This is a genomic window from Sediminibacterium sp. FW305-C-269, from assembly GCF_058231045.1.
In genome coordinates this window covers 296070-309024 of sequence record NZ_JBIQXQ010000002.1, presented here as the reverse complement: position 1 = coordinate 309024, position 12955 = coordinate 296070, and the positions used below count along the sequence as shown (strand labels likewise).

Sequence of the window (12955 nt, the reverse complement as noted above, 5' to 3'; positions counted from 1 at the left end):
TCATTTATTGTAAAAGGATCTGGTATTTACCGGAAGCAAGTATTGGGAAACGGTAATGATCTTTGGAAACGGTGGGTGATATAAGCCTTCCATTCAGCAAGACTCTTTTATTGTCTCTTGTAACCGGTAGTAATAGTTCCGCAGATGTGCCGCCGGGAATATTGATATCATACTGATCAGCGTCTTTACTTCTTTGAAAAGCTACCGCTACTTCTCCCTTGATGGTCCTGGTTCGCAGTCTGGCAAAACGTAGAGAACCAACCTGAGGTTGTATGCGGATCGTATCCGATCCGGGCGTCAAAGGTGTTACGCCCATCAGCCTTCGTACGATAATATTGGCCGGCGCAGCCCCCCAGGCATGGTTCCAGTCGAGATTAGGTTTGTATGCCTTATCCCATGCTTCCAAAGTAACCGTAGAACCCAGCCGGATCATATGGTACCAGCTTCTTTCAGTAGTGGCTGTAAGTAAGGATAATGCATAATCCTGCTCTCCCGCTTCATACAAAGCATCCAGCAAAAACTGTGATCCGTATACGCTGCAGGCCATTTTGCGCGATTTGATAAAACTGGTCACTGCAGGTATATCCTGATCGGGTATCAATCCAAATGCCAGTGCAAACATGTTGCCATGAAGGGATGTGTGAGAAGTTGTATCCCCATCCCTGATGAGACCGGTGACCGGATCACGAAATACTTGTTGAAAGGAACGATAATGCGCTTTTGCTTTGGCCAGGTAATTCGCTGCATCCGCTTCTTTACCAACCGCCAGCGCTATGTGTTGCATCAATACCAATGTACGGTAATAGAATGCATTGACCACGGCATTGTAATCCGTAAATACAAAACCATCTGTTTCGCCACCGTATTCTTTTTCCGGACCGATATAATTACCGCGTTGCGGCCAGTCAACAATATCTTTTAACCCGCGTTTGCCATCGAATATTTTAGAGATGTGTATAGATCGCAGAAAATCATCATCCTGAAATTTAGCCGTTGTACTGATCAGCCCGTTTGGCGCTGCCAGTGGCATCAGCATCTTCTTCTGTAATTCCGGATAATAGTCACGGATAAAACGGTCATCGCCGGTATACAGGTAATCATTCCATGCCAACAGGATGTTCTGCAGACTCCACTCCGTAGGCCAGGTAGGATGAAACAACAGGTAAGCCATAGTGCGCCTGGCAAGACTGTATTCAGCATCCACGGCATAATGCGACAACTGGTTGATCAGCGCATCAGCCTCATAAGGAAGCCGTTCCCTGTCACCATCCACATAGTACCCGGCAAAACTCGTTGCCTTCATGGAATATTTACAGAGTTCCCACACCTGATTCAACACGGTATCGCTGCTTACAAAGTCTGTCGCCGTTTCATCAAAAGGATAAAACACCGCTTTTCGGGTAACAGCAGCAGCTGTAAGGGTACCCGGCAAATGCTGAATACTGACATAGCGGAAAGGAAACACTTCGCCGATATAAGCGGGCATTTGAACAGGGTTTCGTGCGTTGCGCTTGGCATCTGCGGGCCACAATAAGGTATAATCGTGTGTCCCTTGTTTCACAAACAAACCGCGTTTGGCATAACGGATATTACCCCCGTTCTTAAGCAGGTTCGAGGGTGATTGCAGGGCTTCTGCAACTTCAATCCAAACTGAATCATCTTTCTGACTGGTCAAGCGTAATTGCACCTGTCCGAATGCCGCTTTGCCGAAATCAAAGAAATAACTGTCATCTTCTTTTTTGTGCCAGCTAACAGGTTGCTGTATCTCTGTCGTTACAGGATAATGTGAAAAAAGTTCTACGGAATCTGCAGCCTGGTATACAAAAGAGCTGACAGCAGAAAAATCAGATACGGTTTTTCCCGGCCCCCATACCTGTACCCTCCAGTAATAAATGGTTCCGGGCAACAGTAATTTACCGTAATACCTGGTTTGGGTTGCAGCAGAAACTATTTTCTGCGAATCCCAAAGATCTGGTTTACCGGACTGTAGCAGTTCAACAGCAGAAGCCACCTGCACCCGGTAAGCGGTGGTAGTATGCAATGCAGCCGGCAGCTCCCATTGCAACAAGGGTTGTGCCGTACGAACGATAGGATACTGGTATGCCTGTTCTTTTTGTGCAAGAGCCAGGCTGGTATGTACCGGCAGTCCGTTTTCCCATACCTTATCTGTATGTAATAACAGGTCAGTCCTTAACCTGTATGGTTGCAGGGCAGATTGTGCATATACAGAACCTGTGGTAAGTATACATATAAAAAAGGCCAGTAAGCTTTCGCCTACTGACCTGAAACCAAACTGCCTGAAAATTTTTCTCTCGCACTGCATATATGCATTATTTGATCTCTCTGATCTTGATATTCCTGAAGTACACGGAATTATTATGGTCCTGCAACAGGATCGGGGTCTGGTCCATCTTGGCAAAATCCTTGTTCTTCGCATATTTGCTATGTGCCAGCAATACTTTATAAATATTACTATCCTTCTCATATTCCACCACCTTAAACCCATTCAGCCAGTGCTGAACCAGTTTGTTCGGATACACAACAATTTTTCCCTGATTCCATTCTCCGATTTTTTTCTGAAAACGGGGATCTACTTTATTCGAAGGGATAAGATCATACAGACTAGCCAATGTACGGTTACCTTCTGTACCCATTTTGGCATCGGGATGGTGAGCGTCATCCAGTATCTGGTATTCCAGGCCAAGGCCTGCATTCTGAAACGCTTCGGCTACAAAATACTTAACACCCGAATTGGCGCCTTCGGTCAATTTAAAATCAAAGTTCAGTTCAAATGCCTTGTATTGATTTACCGAAACCAGATCGCCATATTTACTACCTGTATTATCACTTGGTAAAATATGCAGTACGCCATCTTCAACCACCCATCCCTGTTCGGGAGGGGCCTGTTTACCTATAGCTCTCCAGCCGGCAAGGTCCTTGCCATTGAACAAAAGCTGAAAACCCTGGCCCTGTTCCTGCAGCGTCAATGTGTTTAAGGTATAGTTGGCTACTGGAGTAGAGAGGTCCAATGGTCTGGGTTTCATGGCAGCGCCGGTTTGTATGCGTATGTTCTTCCATTGGATACTTTCACCACCCTCACCTTTTACGGCATGGACCTGTAGGGCAATGAATCCTTTCAGAGTCATATCATCTACCATATAAGTAACCGGCACATCATTCACCCAGGTCCTGAATACAGGGCCGATAGCTTCTATGCGGTAATGATTCCACCCCTCTTTTTTAAATGCTTTTTTTGCAGCAGGGTTCATTTCTGTCTGATACATCCAACCTCTTCGGGCCTCGTCGTAGATTCCGCCCGACCATGCCCTGTCTGAAGGATCGATCTCTACCTGATAACCATGTACACGGCCATTATTGTATTCCGGTTTCGATAAACTCCTGATCTGGATTCCCGAATTCATATTACCTACTTTCAGATCCAATTCCAGGATAAAATCTCCATATTCCTCATCAGTTGCCAGAAAGGAATTGGGCTCTCCTTTCACAGTAGAACCAATGATGGTCCCATTCACTACTTTATATTTTGCTTTGCCATTCAGCTGATGCCAGCCTTTCAGTGTTTTTCCGTCGAACAGATTTTTCCATCCGTTGTTTTGTGCCCATATGCCGGAAGTCACCAGCAACAGGAGGATGAGGATGCTTTGTTTTTTCATGGTGATGGTTTTATGTATACGCTTCATATTGCAATCTTTTAATACTGTTTTTTTTTAGTTATTATATCTCTTTAAAGATATGTACAGTCCATGTACTCTCATGCGTTATTATACCGCTATCAGGATAATTGTATGGTATGTTTGAATGGGGTAAATCCGGTGAGATACACTGTTGGCACATCTGCCGCCGGTAAAGCCCCCCGTAACTGTACGCCCTTATGTTCCTGTTTACCCGGGCCGAAATGGATCGTGTCATTACCAACTGTATACGTCCCCTGTGCTTCTTTGAACAAATAAGCATCTGCTTTCCCAACATATGGCTGCACCCCGGTGAATTGTCCACCTCTTCGGAAGATCAGTTCCATAGACACAGGAACACCGTCAGTACCTTTCATATCGACCTCTATGCTAATACCGCCTCCCGCTTCTGTAATGGTGACGGTTGTTTCCAGGTATTGTACTTCACTTTGTTTGCGGGCCGACCTGGGCATTTTGGCCATATCGCCATCGGGCGAAATCTTTTCGGGTGGTAGCGGTTGAAAATAGGGGCCTTCCTGTTTGCGTGTCAAGACCCAGACATTGCCTTTCTGTGTGATCGTATCTGACTGGAATTGCCCCTTTCCAAAAAAAGAAGCCGCTACACGCATTGCCTGCAGTACGGCATTGCCTTTATGAAAAGTTAACCAGCCCGGATTATTCGAGAGGATCGTTGTATCCCACTCATTCCTACGGATACGTACCACACCGGAATAAGGGAATGATTTTACATAACTTACAGGAAGTGGCTTACTATCCGGAAGCTCTTTCCAAAGTGAAGGATCCTCCAGAAAATAACTCAGCGAATCGGTCAGTTTCCGGAAGGAAGTTTTTTCGATCAGTCGGCACATGGCTGCCATTTCCCCGTCGTTATCCAGCAATGCAAGATAACGGCAGGCATAATAATAGTTCTCGATAGTACCGATCTGTCCCTTGTCCTGTCGGTTCGACGCTTCCGTCACCACTTCCCCATTTGGGTGAAGGTAATAATGCATCATACGCAGGTTCTTGCGAACAGCATCCAGTAATTCAGGCTTGTGTAGCCCTTTGGAAACAGTAATGAGCACACGATCTATCACTGCAGAATATCCATAAGTACTTTTTTCCGTGTATTGTCCATCAGGGTCAAGGTCGATATGTTCAGCCAGCCACTGGTCGGCCCTATTCACATAACGGGCATCGGGCCATTTTTCATTCAGTTTGGTCAGCGCAGCCGTTACTACCCAACGGTGATTAGGCGTATGGATCCCACCTACGATCAAGGCTTCACCTGCTCTTTGAAGGAACTGCTGCAATAAAACAAGCACCCCGTCTGCGTCCTTATTACCGGAAGCCTGAAGGATATTATATGACTGCACCAATCGCTTCACCATGAAAGCGGTATCCGGTGTAGAATGAAAATTCGTATCCACCAGGTCAATGGTGCCATCGGCATGCTGCATTTTTAACAGCGCATGCAATGCCTGTTTCATATCTGTGATGATCGCTGTCGACTGATAATAAGCCGACTCAGGGCTGGCCACTGCTTCTGCTGCCTTATTAATGAATGCACAGGTACTATGCGGATTGGGGATCGACACTCCTGACATGTAACCACCAAAATATCGGTGAGCATTATCTGTGACCTTGTATTTTCGAAGCTCTGTCAGATCCTGATCATTGAATCTGATCAGGTCTACCAGCCACGGGGGTTTTACTGTTGGAGCCATATATTTTTCCCTTTGCAGCCAGGAAGCTATACCCAGGAACGGCATCAAACAAACGGAGCTGGTACCCAGTGCTACAAATTTTCTTCTATCCATACTGCTTTGAATTACTGATGTAAATGACCCCTTATTTACGTATGCCTTTGTATTGTTCGTAAGCAAGGCCGAACATGATAAATGAGCCATAACCAAAACCAGTTCCTTCGGTGATTTTACGGGTAAGATAATAGTTCTCATCGCCTACGCAGGTTCCGCCGGAAACCCTTGCGGGTATCAGGTAAGCGCCGCCAGCGCTGGCCAGACTCATCTCACGTAACCCTTTATAGGCTTTATCGACCATTGGCGCATATTTTTTAGGATTCAGCAATTTCAGCTGCAAGCCCTTGGTGATGGTATAAGCAAACATGGCCGTACAGGAACTTTCCAGAAAATTCTTTGGGTTTTCCGGCAGTGTGATCAACTGATACCAGTGACCGGATTCTTTGTGCTGCCAGGGGGCAATGCTTTCCACATAATGCAGGAATGCTTTTTCCAGAGGTTTCCGGTAGCGGGAGTTCTTAGCGATGGTTTCCAGCGCATCTGACAGGGCCATGCCCACCCAACCATTCCCTCTTGCCCAGATCTGGCTGCTCTTGCGTGTGGTTTTATCGGGCCAGCCCATGATGCTGCAGCCATCGTTGTAATCGATATTATCTGCATCCCATCCATGCACCCACAAACCGGATGCAGGATCGGTGAGTTTTTCATTATGCGCGTTGAACTGCTCAACAAAATCTGCTATATATTTTTCGTCACCTGTCAGGCGATACATCTCAAGCAGGAACATGTTGAGCATATACACGGTATCATCCCATAACTCAACGGTTTCGGCCCTGTGCGAAACTCCTCCGTTAGGTGAACGCGGCACCTGCAGGTATTGCGCATAGATCTCGTTACTCTTATCAAGGTATTTCTTATCACCGGTGATCCTGGCCAGGAAAGCCATACCATGTGCCGAAGCCACGGCATTCGGATGTTTGCCATTGGCTACTGCATACGTAGCATCCATGGCAGTTTTGATATAATCGAAATATAATTTTTTATCAGCAGGGGTTTTACTGTTGTACAGATGTACCAATGCATTCAGAAAAGTTGCCTGTCCCCAGTCCCATTTGTATTTGTCCGCAGGCATATAAACATCGCGTCCATGTTTATCTACAGAATCAACCCAGGACTGGCTATGGGAAACCGTGCATAAGAATAAAGCAACACAAAAAATAGTCATTCTTTTCATGGCAGTAGGTTTGTTCCTGTAAACGTTATCCGTTACAGTGCAATCTTTATCGGTTAGCATTGGTAAGTTAAAACGTTTTAGTAGGATTAGCAGAAAACACCCGGATGCTTTTTTGCGAAATCGTTTTCGTGTCAAAAGGATCCGGGTATTGTTCTTTCAACGGCAAGGATAAGCCGTTTACTACTTAACGATATTTCGCCATGATGGGCTTACCAAGTTCTACGCCGTCGACCATAAACAGAAAGTCTTGCGGCAATACTGATGGATTTATGTAGGAAACCCGTTTTTTATTCACCAGGTCAGTCTGAACACCCAGTTTTCCGGAAGCGGTCAGCACACAGATTTCAGTAATACCATTGGTTTCCTGTATGGTCACCGGTGCGTTCAACACAGACTGGCGGAATCTGGTAAAGTCTGCATCGGTCCGGATCCCCTCAGCGGTTTTCCACCACATAGCAATCGTGGCTTTCCCATCGTTCGGATGCTGCAGGGTGAGGCGGAGTGCTTTGTTGTGTTTGAGCGTAAACTGCTCACGGCTGGAAGTATAGGCGAAACCATCGTTATACAAGGCAGGTCTTACCCCTTCAGCAGCATTATAATGGAGGTAGCGGAAAGCAATTGCCACATCTTCGAACCTCGCAAAAAAAGTGTTGGTCTCATCCAATACCAGGCTCTCTCCTTTTGCCGGTAGCGGTTTCCTGGTTTTGCCGATCCAGATCTCATCAAATGTATCGGGAAGAATAATCGTTGAATTTAGGTATTCTTTAATGCAGTTATGGTCTTTGGTGCCCGACACCAGCATCACGAACTCTCCCTTGTTCTGTGCCGACTGCATGAAGGGCATCAGGTGTCTAGTCTTGTTCCATCCTCCATTCAACGGATAATTCGCAGGCATCAGCTGTTTCATCTTTTCTCCCATACCTGTTGCGCTCCAGGTTCCGTAGTGATCGTCCCTTCCTTCCAACACATATACGATATTGGGCATGGCCGGCTTTTGGGGACTGCTCAGGTACATCACAAAAGGTTTATCATCCGGACTGTATGCCTGGTTGGTAGATGCGATAGAAACTTTATCACCATGATAGTCGGTGGCATAGGTATGTGCCAGGCTATCCCAACGCTGAACGATGAACCGGTTCTTGCGGGTCATCAGCTCTTTCTGTGCCGGAGACAGTCCCAGCTTCTTCAGTGCATCGGTACAGATCTGGTGAAACAGATGGTTATTGTTATTGCTTCTGCCCAATAAAGGATTGAAATATTTCTCTTCCAGCAGATCCAGTCCGAATACACGGTTGTAGTCGCGGCTATGGGCCCCTTCCAGATAACCGCCACGGGCATTATAGTGTGCACTAAGATCGGTCAGAAAGAAGCGCAGTACATCAGCGGCTTTGCTTTTGATGTCCGGATCAGTGATGAAGGTATGTATCAGTAACAGGGATTCCAGGTCTACACCGCAGTACGTAGGACTATCATATTCCCGGTTCCCATAGCGTGCCACATGTTGCAGCCACAGATCGAAATATTTCCTGCCCTCATTTAAAACAGCCTGGTCTTTATATACCTGTCCGTAGGAAACAAAGTTCCAGATCCGCATCAGGTAGATATTGGTATAAGAAATGCGGATCTCCTGGTTACGGCCTCCTTTCAGGGCAAGTGCAAAAATATCATCCAATTCCTTTTGCGCACCTTCTGACAAACGATCGTTGAACAGCAGTTTTACCAGTATGCCATACTGCATGCAGAACTGTACATTATTACCATCGCCGATGTCAGTTCCTGTTTCGTGCCAGCCCCAGAAAATGTTCCCATAACTTCTGCCTGCTTTCGGGTCTGTGATCATCCGTGTCTTTACCAGTTTGAGTAACCATTCTACCTGCGCCGGCTGCAGGAAGTTAGCATCCATGGCATCTACCAGGAACAGAAAACAATCCCTAACGCCTAATTGCGGGGGTGTTCTTTGCACGGCTGCCCATTCCCGTTCCAGTGTGGCTTTTCTTACCGCCGGATCAGGCATCGACGGGATCGTATAGCCTTTCGGCATCTGCGCAACTGCCGTGAAAGAAATAAGCAGCAGCGATAAAACAATGATATATTTTTTCATTTCTCTGATTTCAATTCTGAGTAATCAATTCAAAAGCCGGTAAACGAACTAATCATCCCATCCCGGGCATTAGCACTTATGGCAACCGTTGCAAACGGAAAAAAGCAACACCATGATGTCTGATGGATGCCGACAGGACCCCATTGGATACCCCCGCATCTTTCTGGCGCCATAGATCACGCAGTTTCCACTTGCCCTGTAAACCTATTTTACCAAGCTGCAGGCGATATTTCTTCTCCTTCTCATTTCCCCACCGGAAAAAATTGCTGGGCGTTGTCCCGTATCCATCAATATTAAAGAGACCCAACGCATAAGAGCCATCAGCCAGCGGTTTCAGCCATGTTTGTACGCCATCCTCATGCAGCACCAGCCTGCCTGCTTTGCCAAGGGTATCCTGGTTCACTTCGATCACTTCGTCGTTGGAAAGCAGGTTAAGGGTGAAATCGTCCAGTCTTTCTATTGGGCAACCGATCAGCATCGGCGCTGCCAGCAGGCTGTAGATGGTAATATGGCTATATTGTTCATCCGGTGTTAGTCTCGTAGGATGCATTTCCGGGCCGATCGATACATCTCCCACGATCATCATATCCGGATCTGCCCAATGACCACGACCGGTATAAGGCGACCATTTATCGAGTGAGAACACATTCGTAAAAAGACTTGTCCAACTGTCTTTGATATCCGGCCCGGTACGATACATATGCGACAGCCGTGCCCAATCGTTCACTTTTTCAAATGGAGCATTGTTGGATAAGCTGAACACGATATCACGTCCCGACTGTTTCAGTGCATTCGACATCGCTTCTGTTGCGGCAACATCAATGCGCCAGTCGTATTTCAGGAAGTCGAAACCCCATTTGGCCCATTGCCGGGCATCATTCCTTTCAAAAAAGTAGGTTCCCTTGCGGGTAGGTTTATTGGTCAGGAAGGTTTCCCGCCGCTCACCGCCTGCAGGAAAAGCTGATGACCCGCCAACATACATACCATAACTGGAGATATAGGGTGTGGAGTAAATACCTGCTTTGAGGCCAAGTGAATGGATATGATCCACCAATCCTTTCATATCAGGGAATTTTGCATTGGGCTGCAGCGCAGTATCTGGCCCTGTGCGAATACCCTGCCAGCTATCATCGATATTGACATAAGACCAGCCATGATCACGTAATCCCTTACTCACCATGGCATTGGCTGAAGCAATGACTTTGGCCTGGTCTATTTTGGCTTCCCACGAGTTCCACCCATTCCATCCGATAGGTGGTGTGAGTGCAATGGTATCACCGATCCGGATGACAACTTTCCGCGTAGCAGTTCCCAATACATTCTTTGCCTGAACTGTGATCACATAATCTCCCCGATGTTTCACTGAACCACTGATGATGCCTGTCCTGCCGTCAACATGCAATCCATCAGGTAAACCCTTTGCCGAAAATGCCATAGGTCTTTTTCCTGTTGCAGCGATGGTATACAGTACGGGGTTACCCGGTGTGGCACCGAAAAGTTTTGGTGAATGAATCGCCGGTATTTGTTTTGCGGGTGGCGTGAGTATGTATTTCTCATCGTGCATAGGTACATGACCTGGTTTGAAATCATCTTTCATCTCCAGTTTCGCCTCCAGCCAGTTGGCGTAAGTACGTTTATTGGCCACACCACCTACCGAATCCGTGATCAACAAACCAAGTTGGCGTACACCTGTCAGGTCTACATCCACTTCCCTGGGAGCATTACCTATCCGCATGGAGGGTGTTTCGAACAATACTCTCTGATCAGCCACTACAAAAAAGCGAACGGCAATATCTTTATTACCCTTATCATCTGGTGCTACCTTGGCTGTGAATCGTGTAGCCTGTCCATCCAGGTAAAAAGACAGTAGACTGATACTGATGGCTCCTAAGCCACGTGTATAAGGCACGCCATTTACCAGAAGTGGTTCCTTACCGTAACCGGTCTTTGCCTGTACGGGACGAATGCCTTCTGAGTATGTCTGAATAGGCAAGTCGTCAAGCCAAAGGTTGTGGGCTATCTGTGCACCAACGGCTGTTGCGGAAAAAATAAATAATCCTGCAGTGATGATTCGTATACAGATCCTATGCATAATCATTTTTTATTTTTTTGTGGGAACAAGCGATACATCACCGAACCATGGTGACGAATTGTGGAACTGACCCGATCTGCTGATAAAACAAGATCCTTTTGCCGCCATACATCCCTGATTTTCCATTTTCCTTTCAAACCGATCCGGGACAGGTCCAACTCATACGTTCGGGGTTGTTCATCACCCCAGCGGAAATAGGATTGTGGTGTTTTTCCAAATCCATTGATATTGAATATGCCCACTGCATAAGAACCGTCTTCCAGCGGTCTTACCCATACCTGCATATCATTTTCTTCCAGCAACAATCTTCCGGGCTTGCCCAGCGGGTCCTGGTCTATCTCTATCACCTCACTATTGGTGAGCAGATTCAGCGTAAAATCATCCAGTTGCTCAATAGGGCAACCGATCAGTAAAGGAGCTGCCAGTAAACTGAATAGCGTAACATGGCTGTATTGTTCATCGGGTGTTAAACGGGTGGCATGCAGTTTAGAGCCCGTGGTAACATTACCCAGGATCATCATATCCGGATCGTTCCAATGCCCCGGTCCGCCATAGGGCATCCATTTATCGAGGGTAAAAGCCGACACATAGAGGCTTAACCAGTTATCGCGGATATCCGGACCCGTTCTCCATGCATTGGCAATACGGGCCCAATCCTTAGCCAGTGCGAACGGCGCTGAATTGGACAAACTGTACAGGATATCCCTTCCTGATTGCTTTAACGCAACAGACATACGTTCTGCAGAATTGAGGTCGATGCGCCAATCATATTTCAAATAATCAACACCCCATTCAGCCATCTGCAAGGCATCTTCTTTTTCAAAACGATATTTTCCCACATACCGGTTGGCTCTTTTATCCTTTTCAATGGAATCGGTATATGTGCCATCCATGAAATTGGAGGAGCCACCTACTTTACCCACATAACTGGAGATCCAGGGTGTGGAATAAAGGCCCAGTTTCAGTCCTTTGGCGTGGATCGTATCCACCATCGCCTTAAAATCAGGGAACTTATTGGGGTTGGGCTGGATGGCATTGTATTTGCCGCCCCGTTGGCCCTGCCAGGCATCATCGATATTGATGTAGGTCCATCCATGACTCTGTAATCCCATTTTCACCATAGCATTGGCAGAAGCCAGCACTTTCTCCTGATCTATATCCCTTGCCCAGGAGTTCCAGCCGTTCCACCCGATGGGAGGTGTCAGTGCAATAGTATCGCCTATTTTGATACGCAGCGTTTTGGATGCGATACCCAGTTTATTTTTGGCTTGTAGCGTAGCCGTGTAAGTACCTCTTTCTTTCACAACACCACTGATGATACCGGTAGCCGGATCCAGTTTTACGCCTTTGGGTAAACCGGATGCCGCATAAACCAGAGGTTTTTCACCGGTAGCCAGTATCGTATATAAAAAAGGGTTCCCCGGTGTAGCACCGAAGATGGCCGGAGAATTGATCTTCGGTTTGGCTGAAGGGCGGGGTGTAAGAATATATCTTTCCCCGTCGTTAGGGATCGGTTTTGGCAGTTCCTTATCCAGCATCACGAACTGTGCATTGGCCCAGTTAGCATATGCACGTTGCGATTCTTCTTTTGGCAGGATCAGCAAACCCAACCTTTTGATACCGGTGAGATCTACGCTGACTTTCCTGGCCGCATCGCCCAATTTCATTTCCCCGCTTTCGAAAAGGATCTTTTTATCACCGATCACATAGAATCGGCTGGTGATGCCTTCTACAGCCTTATCATCAACTCCCACTTCTGCAGTGAATGACCTGGCTTTGCCATCCAGGAAAAAATAAATGGCACTTGTACCGTGTATACCTAATCCACGCTCGTAACGTACCCGGTTGATCTCAATGGTGCCACCACCCGATGTCGTTTTCAGAGATACGGACGGTATGGCTTCATTAAAGGACGGAATACCCAGCTCATCCAGATATACGGCTGTTTGTGTTTGCGCTCCGGCTGATGCCAGCAATGACATTGCCAGTGAACAGGCAACTACTTTTTGAATTAACCTGTTCTTGTTCATGTTCCTTATCATAGGTTGCTTCTCATTGAATGATCTGACTAAA

General features: G+C 46.8%; 7 protein-coding genes. All 7 read right to left on the bottom strand.

Annotation, left to right across the window (positions count from 1 at the left end; all coding sequences use genetic code 11):
- Nucleotides 1-4: 4 nt before the first annotated feature.
- A complete protein-coding gene (locus ACH3Y6_RS06670; protein ID WP_490834821.1) occupies nt 5-2323 on the bottom strand; it encodes a family 78 glycoside hydrolase catalytic domain in 2319 nt (772 codons plus the stop codon).
- Nucleotides 2324-2330: 7 nt separating this feature from the next.
- Entirely contained in the window at nt 2331-3701 is a 1371-nt protein-coding gene (locus ACH3Y6_RS06665) for a 3-keto-disaccharide hydrolase (RefSeq protein WP_490834820.1), read from the bottom strand.
- 92 nt (nt 3702-3793) lie between these two features.
- Complete coding sequence (locus ACH3Y6_RS06660) at nt 3794-5512, bottom strand: prenyltransferase/squalene oxidase repeat-containing protein (RefSeq protein WP_490834819.1); 1719 nt, start codon at nt 5510-5512, stop codon at nt 3794-3796.
- A gap of 31 nt (nt 5513-5543) precedes the next feature.
- Nucleotides 5544-6689 (bottom strand): glycoside hydrolase family 88/105 protein, encoded by a 1146-nt coding sequence (locus ACH3Y6_RS06655; RefSeq protein WP_490834818.1) that lies wholly within the window; start codon nt 6687-6689, stop codon nt 5544-5546.
- 184 nt (nt 6690-6873) lie between these two features.
- Nucleotides 6874-8790, bottom strand: coding sequence for a DUF8769 domain-containing protein (locus ACH3Y6_RS06650; RefSeq protein WP_490834817.1), 1917 nt, complete (start codon nt 8788-8790; stop codon nt 6874-6876).
- Nucleotides 8791-8866: 76 nt separating this feature from the next.
- Nucleotides 8867-10882: an NPCBM/NEW2 domain-containing protein gene (locus ACH3Y6_RS06645; RefSeq protein ID WP_490834816.1), complete on the bottom strand. Its 2016-nt coding sequence runs from the start codon at nt 10880-10882 to the stop codon at nt 8867-8869.
- A gap of 2 nt (nt 10883-10884) precedes the next feature.
- Nucleotides 10885-12912: an NPCBM/NEW2 domain-containing protein gene (locus ACH3Y6_RS06640; protein ID WP_490834815.1), complete on the bottom strand. Its 2028-nt coding sequence runs from the start codon at nt 12910-12912 to the stop codon at nt 10885-10887.
- Nucleotides 12913-12955: the final 43 nt, after the last annotated feature.